Here is a 335-nt window from a genome sequence, read left to right as displayed (position 1 = left end):
CGTTTTGGGATCGCATGGTAATCCTAAGCAGCCAGCACCAACGAATACAGGAAGTACCTCGTCCGTATACGGGACAAACCGTACAGATCCCATGGCCTACAGTGTTCAAGAACCTGCTGCGGAAGCCGCGCAGTGTTACGCATTCTCAGTTTATTCGTATGTTGCCAGACGCGATGCAGCAATATGTCATGGTGAAGGAGCTTGAGGTACGCAAGGAGCGTCTGCAGGCACTGGCTCACTGGAGCGATGTATATACCGTACAACAGATTCAAGAAACGCTTGAGCAAGAAGGCAATGAAGCGACAGTTGCTTGTCTTACAGCAGCATTAGGCGTA

General features: G+C 50.4%; 1 pseudogene. It reads left to right on the top strand.

Annotated elements, in window-relative coordinates:
- Window positions 1-335, top strand: a pseudogene (locus M3661_RS30040) (hypothetical protein); the annotation flags it as partial.

The sequence above is a fragment of the Paenibacillus sp. MER 180 genome, from assembly GCF_023713665.1.
In the GTDB taxonomy this organism is placed as follows: Bacteria; Bacillota; Bacilli; order Paenibacillales; family Paenibacillaceae; genus Paenibacillus_B; species Paenibacillus_B suaedae.
This window is presented reverse-complemented; position numbering and strand designations above follow the sequence as displayed.